The organism is Xanthomonas prunicola (genome assembly GCF_025266575.1).
GTDB classification, from domain to species: Bacteria; Pseudomonadota; Gammaproteobacteria; order Xanthomonadales; family Xanthomonadaceae; genus Xanthomonas; species Xanthomonas prunicola.
The window spans coordinates 3,446,764-3,461,681 of record NZ_CP096142.1; the positions used below are offsets into that span (position 1 = coordinate 3,446,764).

16 protein-coding genes are annotated in these 14,918 nt (G+C 65.2%); 7 read left to right on the plus strand and 9 right to left on the minus strand.

Going from position 1 to position 14,918, the window contains the following annotated elements; genetic code table 11:
• Window positions 1–71: 71 nt before the first annotated feature.
• Complete coding sequence (locus M0D43_RS14775) at window positions 72–464, minus strand: CopL family metal-binding regulatory protein (RefSeq protein ID WP_252162003.1); 393 nt, start codon at window positions 462–464, stop codon at window positions 72–74.
• Between the two features lie 131 nt (window positions 465–595).
• Between M0D43_RS14775 and M0D43_RS14780 the strand changes: the two genes are divergently transcribed.
• From M0D43_RS14780 to M0D43_RS14790, 3 genes are all read left to right on the plus strand, one after another.
• On the plus strand, window positions 596–1,699 hold the full coding sequence (locus M0D43_RS14780) for a PLP-dependent cysteine synthase family protein (RefSeq protein WP_252162004.1): 1,104 nt from the start codon (window positions 596–598) through the stop codon (window positions 1,697–1,699).
• 94 nt (window positions 1,700–1,793) lie between these two features.
• A complete protein-coding gene (locus M0D43_RS14785) occupies window positions 1,794–3,818 on the plus strand; it encodes a M3 family metallopeptidase (protein ID WP_252162005.1) in 2,025 nt (674 codons plus the stop codon).
• Window positions 3,819–3,991: 173 nt separating this feature from the next.
• The gene (locus M0D43_RS14790; protein WP_252162006.1) at window positions 3,992–4,813 is read left to right on the plus strand and encodes a hypothetical protein; all 822 of its coding nucleotides are present in this window, start codon (window positions 3,992–3,994) and stop codon (window positions 4,811–4,813) included.
• Window positions 4,814–4,926: 113 nt separating this feature from the next.
• Here the strand turns inward: M0D43_RS14790 and fabB are convergent, their stop codons facing one another.
• From fabB to M0D43_RS14805, 3 genes are all read right to left on the minus strand, one after another.
• Window positions 4,927–6,135, minus strand: a complete 1,209-nt coding sequence (gene fabB / locus M0D43_RS14795; protein WP_252162007.1) for a beta-ketoacyl-ACP synthase I — start codon at window positions 6,133–6,135, stop codon at window positions 4,927–4,929.
• On the minus strand, window positions 6,135–6,650 hold the full coding sequence (fabA, locus tag M0D43_RS14800; RefSeq protein WP_101362488.1) for a 3-hydroxyacyl-[acyl-carrier-protein] dehydratase FabA: 516 nt from the start codon (window positions 6,648–6,650) through the stop codon (window positions 6,135–6,137). Before fabA ends, fabB begins: the two co-directional genes overlap by 1 nt.
• A 62-nt stretch (window positions 6,651–6,712) precedes the next feature.
• Window positions 6,713–6,925 (minus strand): hypothetical protein, encoded by a 213-nt coding sequence (locus M0D43_RS14805; protein WP_252162008.1) that lies wholly within the window; start codon window positions 6,923–6,925, stop codon window positions 6,713–6,715.
• Between the two features lie 68 nt (window positions 6,926–6,993).
• Here M0D43_RS14805 and dinB point away from each other — a divergent pair, with 68 nt between their 5' ends.
• Together dinB and M0D43_RS14815 are read left to right on the plus strand one after the other, a co-directional pair.
• On the plus strand, window positions 6,994–8,073 hold the full coding sequence (gene dinB / locus M0D43_RS14810) for a DNA polymerase IV (protein WP_260807318.1): 1,080 nt from the start codon (window positions 6,994–6,996) through the stop codon (window positions 8,071–8,073).
• Between the two features lie 142 nt (window positions 8,074–8,215).
• A complete protein-coding gene (locus M0D43_RS14815; RefSeq protein WP_101362156.1) occupies window positions 8,216–8,866 on the plus strand; it encodes a phosphoglycolate phosphatase in 651 nt (216 codons plus the stop codon).
• Between the two features lie 305 nt (window positions 8,867–9,171).
• Here the strand turns inward: M0D43_RS14815 and M0D43_RS14820 are convergent, their stop codons facing one another.
• Together M0D43_RS14820 and M0D43_RS14825 are read right to left on the minus strand one after the other, a co-directional pair.
• Window positions 9,172–9,570, minus strand: coding sequence for a TfoX/Sxy family protein (locus M0D43_RS14820; RefSeq protein WP_252162009.1), 399 nt, complete (start codon window positions 9,568–9,570; stop codon window positions 9,172–9,174).
• Complete coding sequence (locus tag M0D43_RS14825) at window positions 9,567–10,049, minus strand: free L-methionine (R)-S-oxide reductase MsrC (protein ID WP_252162010.1); 483 nt, start codon at window positions 10,047–10,049, stop codon at window positions 9,567–9,569. Before M0D43_RS14825 ends, M0D43_RS14820 begins: the two co-directional genes overlap by 4 nt.
• A 321-nt stretch (window positions 10,050–10,370) precedes the next feature.
• Here M0D43_RS14825 and bioD point away from each other — a divergent pair, with 321 nt between their 5' ends.
• Window positions 10,371–11,045, plus strand: coding sequence for a dethiobiotin synthase (gene bioD / locus M0D43_RS14830; protein ID WP_252162011.1), 675 nt, complete (start codon window positions 10,371–10,373; stop codon window positions 11,043–11,045).
• A gap of 114 nt (window positions 11,046–11,159) precedes the next feature.
• Here the strand turns inward: bioD and M0D43_RS14835 are convergent, their stop codons facing one another.
• The 3 genes from M0D43_RS14835 to M0D43_RS14845 form a co-directional block, all read right to left on the minus strand.
• Window positions 11,160–11,495, minus strand: a complete 336-nt coding sequence (locus tag M0D43_RS14835) for a phasin family protein (RefSeq protein ID WP_252162012.1) — start codon at window positions 11,493–11,495, stop codon at window positions 11,160–11,162.
• A 192-nt stretch (window positions 11,496–11,687) separates the two neighbouring features.
• Window positions 11,688–12,041, minus strand: a complete 354-nt coding sequence (queD, locus tag M0D43_RS14840) for a 6-carboxytetrahydropterin synthase QueD (RefSeq protein WP_101362487.1) — start codon at window positions 12,039–12,041, stop codon at window positions 11,688–11,690.
• Window positions 12,042–12,158: 117 nt separating this feature from the next.
• Window positions 12,159–13,544 (minus strand): DEAD/DEAH box helicase, encoded by a 1,386-nt coding sequence (locus tag M0D43_RS14845; RefSeq protein WP_101362151.1) that lies wholly within the window; start codon window positions 13,542–13,544, stop codon window positions 12,159–12,161.
• Between the two features lie 310 nt (window positions 13,545–13,854).
• Here M0D43_RS14845 and M0D43_RS14850 point away from each other — a divergent pair, with 310 nt between their 5' ends.
• Window positions 13,855–14,913: a fumarylacetoacetate hydrolase family protein gene (locus tag M0D43_RS14850; RefSeq protein WP_260808277.1), complete on the plus strand. Its 1,059-nt coding sequence runs from the start codon at window positions 13,855–13,857 to the stop codon at window positions 14,911–14,913.
• Window positions 14,914–14,918: the final 5 nt, after the last annotated feature.

A 14,918-nucleotide genomic window follows, 5' to 3' on the forward strand; every position in this document is an offset into this window, starting at 1 on the left:
ATCGCACAGCTGAGAAAACCCGCGCAATGCACGCGCGGGGCCGATGACGGCCAAGGCAAGGCCGTCAGCGCTCAGGCGATAGGAGGTCGCACCGGTTGCTCGGGCAGCGGGCTGCTGCGCCCTTCGGCCAAGGTGGCCGGTAACGCCAGGTGGCCGGGCTGGCCCGCAGGTACCGCAGGCAAGGCCAACAAGGCGAGGCTGCAGTGCTGCAGGCAATCGCAGCTGCCCAGCTTGCAGCAGTCCCGTGCGTGCGCGTGCGTGGCCTTGTCGTGCAACTGCGCTGTGGCGGGCGGCGGCGTGGCGTCATGGCACGCAATGGCTGCCGGCATTGCCGCGTGCAGGTTTGCTGCCGCATTTACCATCCCAATAGCGGGCATCGCCATGCCTACCGACGCCCAGGCGCCGGTGGCCGTATTGGCAACCAGGCACAGGCACAGCAGCAGGCGGAGCAGGCGATGCAGCACGAGCGCTCGGGGCAGCGGACAGGTGCGGTGAGCATAGCATCGGCCCCCAGCTGTCCGCCCGATGACCTGGCTGCGTGGGCGAGCGGGCGACAGCGGTAGAATTGAGGCCACTTTCGCAGCCAAGTCCTGCCATGTCGCAGCGCCAGTGGGTGGCCGCCGCCATCCAGAAGATCGAAGCCGATTTCAATCGTTCGGCCGACACCCATCTGATTCCGATGAACCTGCCGGGTTATCCGGGCATCGACCTGTACTTCAAGGACGAGTCCAGCCACCCGACCGGCAGTCTCAAGCACCGTCTGGCGCGCTCGCTATTTCTGTACGCGCTCACCAATGGCTGGCTGCGTGCCGGGCGCCCGGTGATCGAGGCGTCCAGCGGCTCCACCGCCATTTCCGAGGCCTATTTCGCGCGCTTGCTGGGTGTGCCCTTCATTGCGGTGATGCCGGCCTCGACCTCGCCGGAGAAGATCGCCGCGATCGAATTCCAGGGCGGCCGCTGCCATCTGGTCGAGCGCGCCTGCGATCTGGACAGCGCCTCGCACCAGCTTGCACACGAGACCGGCGGGCACTTCATGGACCAATTCACTTACGCCGAGCGTGCCACCGACTGGCGCGCCAACAACAACATTGCCGAATCGATCTTCAAGCAACTCGCCGAGGAGCCGCACCCGATTCCCGACTGGATTGTCTGCAGCCCCGGCACCGGCGGCACCAGCGCCACATTGGGGCGCTATGTGCGCTATCGCCGGCATCACACCCGCATCCTGTGCGTGGACCCGGAAGTGTCGGTGTTCTTCGACGGCTATTGCCGCGCGGTGGACGGGCAATGCCCCAAGGAGCTGGCGATCACCGGCGGCTCGCGCATCGAAGGCATCGGCCGGCCGCGGGTGGAATCGAGCTTCATTCCCAGCTGTGTGGATGAAATGCTCAAGGTGCCCGACGCCTTGAGCCTGGCGGCGATGCGCCACGTCAGCGCCACCCTTGGCCGTCGCGTGGGCGGCTCCACCGGCACCAACTTCATCGGCGTGCTGCACGCCGCGCAGCGGATGCGCGAAGAAGGCCGGCAGGGCTCCATCGTCACCATCCTGTGCGATGCCGGCGAGCGTTACGCACACAGCTACTACAACCCGGCCTGGTACGCGGAGCGGGCGATCGATGTCACCGACAGCGATGCGGCCGTTGCCGGCGCGGTCAACGGCGGCGCATTGCCGCAGCTGCCTTGTGCTGCGCTGCAATGATCGCCATATCACAAGCGTGTTGACGCGCCGAGCCTCGGCACCTTCCACCAGACATCTTTGTCATTCCTGATCCTGTCCACCGCCGGAGCGCCCCATGACCAACCCGCTGCTCGATCTGTCCGGACTGCCGTCCTTCGATGCGATCCGCCCCGAACACGTGGGCCCGGCGATCGACCAATTGCTCGCCGAGGCCGAGGCGGCGGTGAAGGCGGCCGAGCAGGTCAGCCCGGTGCGCTGGGACAGTTTCGTGACGCCGCTGGACGATGCCACCGAGCGGCTGTGGCGTGCATGGGGGCAGGTGGGACATCTACAGGCGGTGGTCAACACGCCCGAGCTGCGCGAGGCCTACAATGGCGCGCTGCCCAAGGTGAGCCGCTTCGGCAGCGCGCTGGGCCAGAATCTGGCGCTGTATGCGCAATACAAGGCGCTAGCGCAATCGCCGGAAGCCGCACACGTCGATGAAGCGCGTCGCAAGGTGCTGGAAAACGCGCTGCGCGATTTCCGCCTGGGCGGTGCCGAGCTCGATGACGACGCCAAGGCGCGGTTTGCGCAAATCCAGGAAGAACTGTCGGCATTGGCGGCCAAGTTTTCGCAGAACGTGCTCGACGCCACCGATGCATGGTCTTACGTGACCGAAGACCAGGCGCAGCTCTCAGGCCTGCCGGCTGAAGTGGTCGCCGCTGCACGCGCCGCGGCAGAAAAGGACGGCGTGCCGGGCTGGAAGTTCACCTTGCAGATGCCGTGTTATCTGCCGGTGCAAAGCGATGCCGACAGCCGCGAACTGCGCGCGTTGCTGTATCGCGCCAACGCCGAGCGCGCGTCCGAATTCGGCGCTGCCGCGCTGGACAACAGCGCCAATATCGATCGCATTCTCGCCCTGCGCGGGGAGCTGGCGCAACTGCTTGGATTTGCAAGTTACGCCGACTATTCGGTCGCCACCAAGATGGCGCAAAACCCCGATGAAGTGATGGGGTTCCTGCGTGATCTGGCCGTGCGTGCCAAGCCGCATGCGCAGCGTGACCGTGCCGAGCTGGAGGCCTTTGCGCGCGACGAACTCGGTCTGCACGAACTGCAGGCCTGGGACCTGGCGTACGCATCGGAAAAGCTCAAGCAGGCGCGTTACAGCTTCTCCGAGCAGGAAGTGAAGCAGTACTTCACCGAGCCGAAGGTGCTGGCCGGCGTGTTCGATGTGATCCGCAGCCTGTACGGGCTCACCGTCAAACCCGACAGCGCGCCGGTCTGGCACCCGGATGTGCGGTTTTACCGGTTGGAAGATGCGCAAGGCGCCCTGGTTGGGCAGTTCTATCTGGACCTTTACGCGCGCGAAGGCAAGCGCGGTGGTGCGTGGATGGACGACTGCCGCAATCGTCGCGAAACTGCCAACGGCGTGCAGACGCCGCTGGTGTATCTGGTGTGCAACTTCGGCCGTGGCAGCGGTGACGCGCCGGCCACCTTCCGCCATGGCGAAGTCATCACGCTGTTCCATGAAATGGGCCACGGCCTGCATCAGTTGCTGACGCGTATCGGTGAGCTGGGTGTGGCCGGCATCAATGGCGTGGAATGGGATGCGGTGGAGCTGCCCAGCCAGTTCATGGAGAATTTCTGCTGGGAATGGGAACGCGTGCAGGCGATGACCGCGCATGTGCAGACCGGCGAACCGCTGCCGCGCAACCTGTTCGATCGTTTGCTAGCGGCACGCAATTTCCAGAGCGGCATGTTCACTGTGCGCCAGCTGGAATTCGCCTTGTTCGATATGCAGCTGCACAGTAGTTTTGACCCGGCGCAGGATAGCGTGCTGCAGCTGATCGAGCGCGTACGTGACGAAGTCGCGGTCAATCGGCCGCCGGCGTGGAATCGCTTCCCGCATCAGTTCAGCCACATCTTCGCGGGCGGCTACGCAGCCGGCTATTACAGCTACAAATGGGCCGAAGTGCTTAGCGCCGACGCCTATGCTGCGTTCGAAGAGGCGCCGGAGCAGGTAGCCGACACTGGCGCACGTTTCCGCCATGAGGTGTTGTCGCGCGGCGGCAGCCGCAGCGCGTCTGACAATTTCCGTGCTTTCCGTGGGCGCGCGCCAAGTATCGATGCGTTGTTGCGCCACAGTGGCATGGCCGGCTGAGACAGCGGTATGGCGCGCCGGTCGCCGGCGCGTCTTCGATGAACGCATGCGCAACCGGCCACGCCGGCTTGGGTGGCGTATCGCAGAGTTTACGCAGCGCGGCCACGGGTTTGCGGCGCGTTTATCGCTGGTCCGGATAGCCTTTGCAGCACCCAAATGCAACGAGGTGGCACATGGCAATCAACACAGTGTCTTCTGTGGTTTCCCCTGCAGGTCGCCTCATCGACCTGGAAGCCGGCACTTCGGGGCCGGCATCGATCGCAGCACCAACCATAGCGCCCTCCGGCGAGGCCAGGCTGTCTTCGCTGACGCGGGCACCTTCCCGACCTTCACCCAGGCCACCTGCAGACGGTGACGCGCCAGCGCAGCCCGCGCATGCAGCAGCGCCGGGAAGGCTGCAGCAGCTGGGTGCCTACGGTGGCCCGGTGATGGACGCCGCGGCGTCGGGGCTGTCGATGGCCGCCTCGCGGCTGTCTGCGGCGCCGCGGACAGCCGGACTCACCGGTACTCTCAGCGGTGCGCTGTGGGCAGGCGGCGCGGCGATCAACCAACTTGGCAACGTGCCCGCCAATGCCCTGGTATCCGGGGCTAACGCAGTAGGTGCTGCTGCAGGTGTTCTGAGTGCGGTGGCACCGTCGCTGACCGGCAGCGACAACACCAGTGTGGCCTATGCGTCGGCGGCGGCCTGGGCGGTGAACGGCGGCGCCAACCTGCTGCGCGCCGCCAACGATGCCGGACGCGCATTGCCCAGCCGGGTGCTGCAGGGCGTCAGTGGTGCGGCGAATATGGCCGCCGCCGGGCTGGCGGCCGCCGCAACCGTGGCATCGCAGCAGAATGCGCCGCTCAAGGCGGTCAACCTGGGTACCGCATCGTCGGTGGCCTGGGGCGTTGGTGCTTTCGCCGCGCTCGGTTCGGCGTGGACGGCGGCCCCACGCGACGACGCCTCTGTGGAGGCCGTGCCAGCCCAGCCCCAGCGGTCCGACCCTGCGGTTTGAGTCAGTGGTCTGAAGTAGCGGTTTCAGCGGATATACAAAAGCGACGCGGAGCATGGCCAGCGTCGTCGCGACGGCCTGCCTCGGTCCGATGGCCCTAGGCAGGCCGCTTTTTTTCAGACCCGGCCGAACACCAGCGTGCCGTTGGTGCCGCCAAAGCCGAAGCTGTTGGACATCACCGTGTGCAAGATCGCTTCCTGGGTTTGCCGCAGGATCGGGAAACCTTCGGCGCGTGGATCGAGTTCTTCGATATGCGCCGATCCGGCCATGAAGCCATCGCGCAGCATCAGCAGGCTATAGATCGCCTCGTGCACGCTGGCCGCGCCCAGCGAATGCCCGGACAGCCCCTTGGTCGAGGACAGCGGCGGTACGGTGTCGCCGAACACTTCGCGCACCGCGCCCAGTTCGGTGACATCGCCCAATGGTGTGGAGGTGCCATGCGTGTTGAGGTAATCGATCGGGCGATCCAGCCCCTGCATGGCCATGTGCATGCAGCGCACGGCACCTTCGCCGCTGGGTGCGACCATGTCTGCACCGTCGGACGTCACGCCATAGCCGAGCAGTTCGGCATGGATGCGTGCGCCGCGTGCGATGGCGTGGTCGTAGTCTTCCAGCACCAGCATGCCGCCGCCGCTGCCGATGACGAAGCCGTCGCGCTGCGCATCGTAGGGGCGCGAGGCCACGGCGGGGCGATCGTTGAAGCCGGTGGACAGCGCACCCATCGCATCGAACATCACGCTCATCGTCCAGTGCAGTTCTTCGCCGCCGCCGGCGAACATCACATCCTGCGCGCCGTGCCGGATCAGATCCGCGGCCGCGCCGATGCAATGCGCCGAGGTCGCGCACGCAGCCGATAGCGAGTAGCTCAGGCCGCGGATCTTGAACGCAGTTGCCAGCGATGCGGACACCGCCGAACACATCGTGCGCGGCACCATGTACGGGCCCACCTTGCGCACGCCCCGGTTGCGCAGCAGATCAGCAGTTTCCACCTGCCACTGGCTGGAACCGCCGCCGGAGCCGGCAATCACACCGGTGCGCAGGCCGCTGACGTGCTCGGCATCCAGTCCGGCATCGGCGATCGCATCGCGCATGGCCAAATAGGCGTAAGCCGAGGCGTCGCCCATGAAGCGCTTGAGCTTACGGTCGATCAGGCTGTCCAGATCCAGCGCTACCGCACCGCCCACTTGGCTACGCAGCCCTGCCTCGGCGTGATCCGGGAGCGCGGTGATGCCGGAGCGGCTCTCGCGCAGTGCGCTGGAGACGGTATCCAGATCGTTGCCCAGGCACGAGTTGATGCCCATTCCGGTGATGACGACGCGACGCATCAGAAGTTCTCCGTTGAGGTAAACATGCCCACACGCAGATCCTTGGCGACGTAGATCTCGCGCCCATCCACCAGCATGCGTGCATCGGTCTGCGCCATCACCAGCTTGCGGTTGATCACGCGGCTGACATCGATTTCGTAGCTCACCAGCTTGGCGCTGGGCAGCACCTGGCCAGTGAACTTGACCTCGCCGCAGCCCAGCGCGCGACCACGGCCCGGCGCGCCGATCCAGGTGAGGAAAAAGCCGGTGAGCTGCCACATTGCATCCAGGCCCAGGCAGCCTGGCATCACCGGGTCGCCGATGAAGTGGCAGCCGAAGAACCACAAGTCCGGGCGAATATCCAGTTCGGCACGAATCACGCCCTTGCCATGTGCGCCGCCGGTGTCGCTGATCTCGGTGATGCGGTCGAACATCAGCATCGGATCATTGGGCAAGCGGCCGCTATCGGGTGCAAACAGTTCCCCACGCGCGCTGGCCAGCAATTGGTCGCGCGAGTACGTGCTTTGACGAGTCATGACGAACGTTTCCTGCAAGGAGCGAAAGGCGAGGCCGGGAAGGGTGCATGAGATCGCGCGGTTCAATCAAACGTTTTATCCGTACGCATGCGTGCTGTTTTCAGCCCATTGCGCAGTGCGGTGCGTCGTGCTGTAGGCGAAACCGCAGCGCTCGGGCCAGCGGCGACGGGTTGGCGGTGGGCGTGCGTGGCCGGCTGTGCCGTTGGTGTAATCAATGCGTACTCGTTGGCATTCGATGCGCGGTCGCGCTCGTTTTTGACCGGGTCGTGGTCCATATCGACTCAAGGTGTGAGACAGCGCTGGCTTATCATGGGTACAGGCCTGCGACAGAGAAACCTGCTTGATGCGCAAGATCGTGCACGTGGACATGGATGCGTTTTACGCGTCCGTGGAGCAACGTGACGACCCCAGCCTGCGCGGCAAGCCGGTGGTGGTGGCCTGGCGCGGTGCGCGCTCGGTGGTGTGCGCTGCCTCCTACGAAGCGCGCACGTTCGGCATTCGCTCGGCGATGCCAGCCGTGCGCGCCGAGCGTCTGTGCCCGGATGCGATCTTCGTGCCGCCGGACTTTGCGCGCTACAAGGCGGTATCGCGGCAAGTGCGCGAGATCTTCCACCGGCATACGGATCTGGTGGAGCCGCTGTCGCTGGACGAGGCCTATCTGGATGTCACGCAAGCCAAAACCGGCATGCAGCTGGCCACCGAGATCGCGCAGTTGATCCGCACGCAGATCCGCGAAGAAACCCAGCTCACCGCATCGGCCGGCATTGCGCCGAATAAGTTCCTGGCCAAAATCGCGTCCGATTGGCGCAAGCCCGATGGCCAGTTCGTGATCGCACCCAGTCGCATCGATGCATTTTTGCTTCCGCTCAAGGTCAATCGCATCCCCGGCGTGGGCAAGGTGATGGAGGGCAAGCTGGCAGCACTGGGCATCGTCACCGTGGCCGATCTGCGTCAGCGCCCATTGGAAGAACTGCAGGCGCATTTCGGCAGTTTCGGGCAGAGCCTGTATCGCCGCGCGCGTGGCATCGACGAGCGTCCGGTCGAGCCGGACCAGGAAGTGCAATCGGTCTCCTCGGAAGACACCTTCAGCGAAGATCTCGCGCTTGATGCACTGGATCCGCACATCCTGCGGCTAGCGGAAAAAACCTGGCTCGCCACGCGCCGCACCGAGCGCATCGGGCGCACCGTGGTGCTGAAATTGAAGACCTCCAACTTCCGTATCCTGACGCGCTCCTATACGCCCGAGCAGCCGCCTGCCTCGCAGGAGGCGCTGGCACAGATCGCGCTGTCACTGACCCGCCGCGTGGAGCTGCCTGCGCAGACGCGCTATCGCCTGGTCGGTGTAGGCCTGAGTGGTTTCAGCGATGTCGAAGAAGGCGCGGTGCAGGGGCAGTTGTTCGGCGACATGCCACAGGCGCAGTGACTGCGATCCACCGTGCATTGCGGGCAGCATGTGTCGCTGACCGCATCAACTTATTCAGCGAGCAATCCACAGCGCTCGCGGTGACACACGCTGAATCCTGCGCTGCGTACACTGCCACTCCCCCGCACACGAGGCCGTCCGAATGTTTCCGTATTCGCTGGTGATCTTCGATCTGGACGGCACGCTCGTGGACAGCGCGCCCAATATCGCCGAGGCGCTCAACGGCACCTTGCAGGAGCTGGGGCTGCAGCAGTTCGGCGAAGCCACGATCCGTCGCTGGATCGGCGAAGGCGTGCATGTGTTGCTGGCCACCGCATTGCGCGAAGCCGGCAGTACGCGCGACGCCGATGCGGCAATGCCGGTGATGATGCGCCATTACGAGGCGAGCCTGCTGCACAATCCGCAGTTATATCCCGGCGTTGCCGAAGCGCTGACGGGCTTGCGCGATGCCGGCGCCACGCTGGCGTTATGCACCAACAAACCCGCGCGTTTTATCGCGCCGCTGCTGGAACATCTGGGCATCGCCGCACACTTCAGCAGTGTGCTTGGCGGTGATTCCTTGCCGCAGCGCAAGCCCGACCCGGCGCCGCTGCTGCAGCTTGCCAAACACTTCCAGCGCAGCCCGCAGCAATGCCTGATGGTCGGCGATTCGGCCACCGATGCCGCGGCCGCAAACGCTGCGAACATGCCGCTGGCGATGGTGCGCTACGGCTATTTGCGCGGTTTCGATGTGCAAAGCTCCGGTGCGGTGGCCATCGTCGACGACATGCGTGAGCTGCTTGCGTTGCAGTAATCGATGATCACGCCATGCGTATGATCGATGTGACGTCTGCATACGTCACCGCATCAGGCGCAAGCGCAGGCGTTGGCACTGATCGGATAACGATTCAATACGCGCCTGCTCCACGCAGCGGCTCGCAGACTTCACCGCGATAAGCCACGCACAGCCAACGTGTTGATGTGATCAGGCACGATCGGGCTTCAGCCTCTAAACCGGCTACGCGATTGCGAAGCAATGCTGCATGCATTAGCGCGTGCATGCAGCCGTACAAAATCGGACTGCATCGATCAACCGATCACTGAGCGGCGACAGCTACATTAATCGTCCCGTGCTTGGTCTGTATCCGCAGCGTCATCGGCGTCAGACGCGGCGTCTGCATCGCCGTGCGTATCGTCGTTGTCGGCGCGCGCGTAGTGCACGGTTTCCACCGGTCCGCCGACGGCGCGGCCTCGCACAGGCAGAAGTGCGCTAGCGGCTTCGTATTCGGCCAGCAATGCATGACGTCGTGCTTCCGGCACATCCTGCCAATGACAATCGGCCAACGCGCCTTCCAGCGAATACAGCAGATTGAGGCTGGGCTTGAAGCCCGCGCGCCGCACCTTGACGAACGCGCCCACCGCACCCACCGCTTGCAGGTCCTGTTGCGTGCGCAGCCCGACCTGGCGCAGCCACGCCGCGCTCTTCGGGCCGATGTTGCGCATCCGCTCGGTGGTCACGCCAGCGCGCCGACGAAGACTTGCGCGAGCGCTTCCAGGCCGCGCTGATCGTCCGCGTCGAAGCGATTCAGCTCCGGACTGTCCAGATCCAGCACGCCGATCAACGCATCGCCCTTGACCAGCGGAATCACCAGTTCCGAGCGCGATGCCGAATCGCAGGCGATATGCCCGGGAAACGCGTCCACGTCGCCAATACGCTGGCTTTGCCGGGTGCTGGCAGCCGCGCCGCACACACCCTTGTCCAGTGGAATGCGCACGCACGCCGGTAGACCCTGGAAAGGCCCCACCACCAGCTCGCGGCCATCGTAGAAATAGAAGCCGGCCCAGTTGAGCGACGGCAGCGAATTGAAGATCAGTGCGGCCAGATTGGCGGCATTGGCGATCCGGTCCGGCTCGCCGTGCACCAGTGCCTGGGCCTGGGCGGTGAGCTGGGCGTATTGTTCCGGCTTGCTGCCGGTCAGCGAAGAGGTTGCGAACATCGACGAAGTTTAGCAGCGGCTGTTTGCAGCGTGGTTGCGACGGTGCGGAACACGCGCAACGCCCTGCCATCCGCGGACCGCATCGGCCTGCCGGCAACACGACGCGCAGACCTCGTCAGGCGCAGCACGGCACCTCCGCTGTAGCGCTTGGATATCCCTGGCCATGACGGCGGGTGTCGACGCGTCCTCACCCAGCAAGCCTGCTGATGGGCAGCACATCCCGCAGACAAGTGAGGAGTAACCGACCTCAACCGCATGTCCGATGCGCGCGTTATGCTGCGCGCCCCACGGCAATGGCGGCGCGGCCGCAGGACCAGGCGTATGCAGCACCCGGCTTTTTATGTCACCGGCACCGATACCGGCATCGGCAAGACCATGGGCAGTACCGCGCTGCTGCACGCGTTGCGCGCACATGGGCGCACCGCGGTGGGCATGAAGCCGGTGGCCAGCGGCTGCGAGCACACGCCGCAGGGCTGGCGCAACGAAGACGCGCTAGCCCTGCAGGCGGCCAGCAATCCGCAGCCAGCGTACGCCACGCTCAATCCCTACGCCTTGCCCGCGCCGCTGGCACCGGAACTGGCCGCAGCTGACGTCGGCGTGACGCTGTCGCTGGAGCCGATCGCGCAGGCCTTCGCGCAATTGCGCGCGCAGGCCGAGGTGGTCGTGGTGGAAGGTGTCGGCGGTTGGGCCGCGCCGCTGAGCGCGACATTGGATCAAGCCGATCTGGTGCGTGCATTGCAGCTGCCGGTTGTGCTGGTGGTCGGCGTGCGGCTGGGTTGCATCAACCATGCCCGCCTCACCGCTGCTGCCATTGCTGCCGATGGACTGCAATGCATCGGCTGGATCGCCAATGAAGTCGATCCGCAGATGGAGCGTGTCGAAGAGAACATCTCCATGCTGCGCCAGCGGCTGGCAATGCCGTGCTGGGGACGGATCCCGTGGCGACCGGGCGCCGACGCAGCTGCCCAGGCACAGGGGCTGCAGCTGCCGCGCTAGCTGTCACTGCGCGCAGCGCGCAGGCAATAAAAAAGCCCGACAGAGGGAGGGATCTGTCGGGCCGGATTGCATGGGGGGAGGGGCCCATGCAAAGACGCTGAATTTTATTGGCGGTTACTTGCGCCGGGTCTTGCTTGCTGCGCCGGCCTGATCGCTGCCGTTTTCGAACTGCTGCTTGGTGAATTGCCCAAGCGCGTTGGACATCTTCAAGCCCAGCCCGACCACTTCCTGATTGACCGACGCCAGACGTTCCAGGTTGTCGCGGGCCAGTTGCAGGCCTTTCGGCCAGAGCGTCTGGTAGGCGCCCAGGTCGCGTGCCTGCGCAAACTCACCGAAGAACGTGGTGGTTGCGTTGACGTTCTGCTCCAGCGTGTCCAATGCCAGCTGATTGGCACGTGCTGCGGCAGAGGCGAACTGACGGGTAAAGCCGTTTTCGAACTGCGCCGACATTGCGAACCCCTTGGGGAAAGCCGTGACCGTTTGTTGCGTCGCAGCATACGCCGTTCTTGCTGCGATGCAACGCGTTTTCTGAAGATTTTCAAAACGGCTGCAGAAGTGCTTTTTCATCAACAGGTTAGCCGGCTACTCAAATGACAAAAGCCGCCTGGCCGGCGGCTTCAGGTCACAGGATTGCGCTACCGATCAACCGCGATAGCGACACCCGGAGGTGCAGGTTTCATGCACCACGATTTCGCTCAACTGCGGCAGCGCCGGCTTGAGCTGCTGCCAGATCCAGATCGCCAGCCGCTCGCTGGTCGGGTTTTCCAGCCCCTCGATGTCATTGAGGTAGTGGTGGTCCAGGCGGTCGTAGATCGGCTGGAAGGCGGCCTTGATGTCGCCGAAATCCATGATCCAGCCGGTGTCGGCATCCGGTTCGCCGCTGACATGCAGCTCGACCCGGAACGAATGCCCATGCAGCCGGGCGCACTTGTGGCCGGGCGGCACATTGGGAAGCCGATGCGCGGCTTCGAGCGTAAAGACTTTGAAAATATCCATGACGGTGATCGGCAAGCGGTAACGAAAGGGAAGGGTAGGCGCCGGCCGGTCCGGACCGGGCGTGCCCGATGCAACAAGGGCCGCATGGCGGCCCTTGTGCTCAGCAGACGGTGTCTATCAGGCGCCGCGGTTGGCCGGACGGCCTGCACCGCCACGGCCGTCGCGCCGGCCTGCACCCGCGCCCGCATTGGCCTGACGCGGCCCGCTGCTGCGCTGGCCACCTGGCTTCTTCGGACCGGCATGCGCATGCGCCTGACGCGGTGCATCGCCATGCGGACGACGGGCGTGGCTCTTGCGCGGTGCGCGATCGCCACCCGGCTGCTCGGCGCGGCCCGGTGCGCTATTGCCCCAACGGATCGGGGTCTGCGGCTCGTAGCCCGGCACGTCGCGGATTTCCACGTCGCGGCCCAGCATGCGCACGATCTGGCGCAGCAGCTTGGCTTCGTCCTGCGCCACCAGCGAGATCGCCTCGCCGGTGGAACCGTTACGGCCGGTGCGGCCGATGCGGTGCACGTAGTCCTCGGCCACCATCGGCAGGTCGTAGTTGATGACCTTGGGCAACTGGTCGATGTCGATGCCGCGCGCGGCGATATCGGTGGCCACCAGCACGGTCACGCGGCCGGCCTTGAAGTCGCTCAACGCGCGCATGCGCTGGCCCTGGCTCTTGTTGCCGTGGATCGCCGCGGTCTTGATGCCGGACTTCTCCAGGAACAGCGCCAGCTTGTCGCTGCCGTGCTTGGTGCGCGCGAACACCAGGGTCTGCTCGCGGCTGTCCTGCGCCAGCAGGTGCAGCAGCAGATCGCGCTTGCGCGCGCCGTCGACCGGGTGAACACGGTGGGTGATGCTCTCGGCCACGGTGTTGCTCGGGGTGACCTGGATCTGCATCGGGTTGCGCATGAATTCCAGCGCCAGCTGCTTGATGTTCTCTTCGAAGGTGGCCGAGAACAGCAGGGTCTGACGGTCCTGGCGCGGCAGCTTGGTCAGGATGCGCTTGATCGACGGCAGAAAGCCCATGTCGAGCATGCGGTCGGCTTCGTCCAGGATCAGCACTTCGATGCCGGACAGGTCCACGCTGCGACGCTCGATATGGTCGATCAGCCGGCCCGGGCAGGCGATCAGCAGGTCCACGCCACGACGCAGCGCATCGAGCTGGTTGCCCATGCCGACGCCGCCGTAGATCACGGCACTGGGAATGCGCAGGTACTTGCTGTAGCCGCGCAGGCTGTCGTGCACCTGGGTGGCGAGCTCGCGGGTCGGGGTCAGGATCAGCGCGCGCGGCTTGCGCGGGCCGTTGACCGGCTGCGGGCTGGTGCCCAGGTGCTGCAGCAGCGGCAGGCCGAACGCGGCGGTCTTGCCGGTACCGGTCTGCGCGCCGGCCAGCAGGTCATGACCGGCCAGCACCAGCGGGATCGCCTGCTGCTGGATCGCAGTGGGGGTTTCGTAGCCCTGCTCGGCCAACGCGCGCAGCAGGAAGGGCGCCAGGCCCAGGGATTCAAAAGACATCAGGAAGCTCCAAGTAAAGCGTCGCCACCAAGCCAAGCCCGGAGCGCAAACGCATTGCAGATGCAAAAGCAAGTGAGGCTCGGAGCGTTCCCGTGAACCGCGCTGCGAGATGGTGGATCAACCCGATCAAAGAGCGATGGGTTTGTCGGCACCACGAAAGGCGTCGGGTGGGGCGGGCGAGCGGATCGATCGATCCTGGCCTCGCCGGCTGTCCCTAAGGGAAACGGACGGCCGCATGCAGACCCGGCAAGTGTACTCGCGTTTGGCGCGCTGCACAAAATCCCGTCACCGCGGTTGTGGTCACGGTCAGTTGTTTCAGGTGCAACTACTGTTGCGACAGGCCGTACAATCGACCGATCAGCCACAGCACAGGATGGTCATGAAGCTAGGTTCCTTGAAGGAAGGCGGCCGCGACGGCAGCCTGATCGTGGTCGCGCGCGACCTGCGCACCGCCGTGCGCGCCACTGGCATCGCGCCGACACTGCAGCGCGCGCTGGAAGACTGGAGCAATGTGGCGCCGCGCTTGAACGCCTTGTCCGCCTCGCTCAACGACGGCAGTGCCGACGGGGTCTTCGACCTGGATATGCAGGCCTTGGCCGCCCCGCTGCCGCGCGCATACGAGTTCGTCGATGGCAGCGCCTACCTGCCGCATGTCGAGCGCGTGCGCCGCGCGCGCAATGCCGAGGTGCCGGAGAGCTTTTACACCGACCCGCTGATGTACCAGGCCACCAGCGCCGGCTTCTACGGCCCGCGCGATGCCATCAAGGTGATCAGCGAGGAGTACGGCATCGATCTGGAAGCGGAAATCGTGGTCATCACCGATGACGTGCCGATGGGTGCCTCGTCCGAAGAGGCGGCCACGCATATCCAGCTGATCGGCCTGGTCAACGATGTCTCGCTGCGCAACCTGATTCCGGCCGAGCTGGCCAAGGGGTTTGGGTTTGTGCAGTCCAAGCCGCGCTCGGCGCTGTCGCCGGTGTTCGTCACCCCCGACGAGCTGGGCGATGCCTGGCGCGACAGCAAGGTCCATCTGCCGCTGGTGACCCATGTCAACGGTGCCTGGTTCGGTGCGCCGGAAGCGGGCAACGACATGCAGTTCGATTTCGCCCAGCTGATCGCCCATGCCGCCAAGACCCGCCCGTTGTCGGCCGGCACGATCGTCGGGTCCGGTACCATCGCCAACGAAGACACCACGCTGGGCGCGTCGTGCTTCGCCGAACAGCGTGTGGTCGAAACCTTGCGCGATGGCAAGCCGAGCACGCCGTTCATGGCGTTCGGCGATGTGGTGCGGATCGAGATGTGCGATGCCGGCGGCGCCAGCGTCTTCGGCGCGATCGAACAGCGCGTCGAACGGCAGCCCTTGCCATGACGCGT